This is a genomic window from Bacteroides sp. AF29-11 (assembly GCF_003602895.1).
GTDB classification, from domain to species: Bacteria; Bacteroidota; Bacteroidia; order Bacteroidales; family Bacteroidaceae; genus Bacteroides; species Bacteroides uniformis.
The window spans coordinates 1-1164 of the sequence record NZ_QTLY01000030.1; the positions used below are offsets into that span (position 1 = coordinate 1).

General features: G+C 43.9%; 1 protein-coding gene and 1 pseudogene. Both read left to right on the plus strand.

Annotation, left to right across the window (positions count from 1 at the left end):
* On the plus strand, positions 1-706 hold a 706-nt coding region (locus DWZ03_RS19875; protein WP_120130563.1), incomplete at its 5' end, for a S26 family signal peptidase.
* Positions 688-1164, plus strand: a pseudogene (locus DWZ03_RS19880) (hypothetical protein); the annotation flags it as partial. The gene DWZ03_RS19875 and the pseudogene DWZ03_RS19880, both read left to right, overlap by 19 nt.

Genomic DNA, 1164 nt, shown 5'->3' on the forward strand with positions numbered 1-1164 from the left:
AAAAGGAGCGAGGCTGTTCGATGTGTTTGCCGCATTGGAAAAGAAGGAGGTGAAAATTCACCGTATGCCTGGGTGGAGGAAATTCAAGAGGAATGATGTGCTTGTATTCAATTTCCCTTATCCGGGAAGATGGGACAGCATTGCCTTTGATGTAATGTCATATTATGTAAAGCGTTGTATAGCAGTTCCGGGAGACACTTTGGAAATCAAGGACTGCCATTATAGGGTGAAAGGGCATGACGGATACTTGGGGAATACTGCTGCACAAGATAAATTGCAAAAATTACTTGACTCCGAGGAATTTGTGAATAGGGGAATAGTGGTTGAAAGTTATCCTTTTAATAAAGAACTGGGCTGGAGCATTGCGGAATTTGGACCATTGTATATACCGGCTAAGGGAAGTGTGGTAGAGATGGATTCACTGAACCGGATGCTTTATAGAAATCTGATAGAATGGGAACAGAAGGAGAAACTGACGTTCAGGAGGGATACTGTATTATTGGGAGACAGTGTTATAAGCAGATACTGTTTCCGTGAGAATTATTATTTCGTATCCGGTGACAAGATGGAGAACTCGAAAGACTCACGCTATTGGGGATTGTTGCCTGAACCTTTTATTGTAGGCAGGGCTCTACGCATTTGGAAATCGAAGGATGATAGGTCAGGAAGTATAAAATGGGAACGGGTATGGAAGGAAATAGATTGAGTGAAGTTAGGCAGATAACTGTATGGGTGATGCTTTGGATGGTCTCTATGACCTTATTTTCATTGGTTGGCTTTGATGCCTCCGGTCTCCTTCCGGGAGAAACAGTCGGGCAATGGGTGCACTTTGACAAGACTTCTCTTTGGGGGACAGGATGTATTCTGCTGGTATTTTTCTTTATGACTCGCAATCGTTTGATAACGTTGGATTCTGTGATTTCCTGGACATTGGTTGTTTGGGCTGGCATTGAGGCTGTTTGGGGATTGAGGCAGCTTTATGGTTATGCTGTGTCCAACCATTCCTTGTATGTATTGACAGGTTCTTTCTTCAATCCGGGGCCTTATTCCGGCTATTTGGCCATGATACTTCCGGTCTGTCTGTATCAATGGCTGACCAAGAGGGGGGAGATTCTCTGCTCTGACCGGAATGATGGAAGAAGATGGAAAAAGGTGATGGATAAG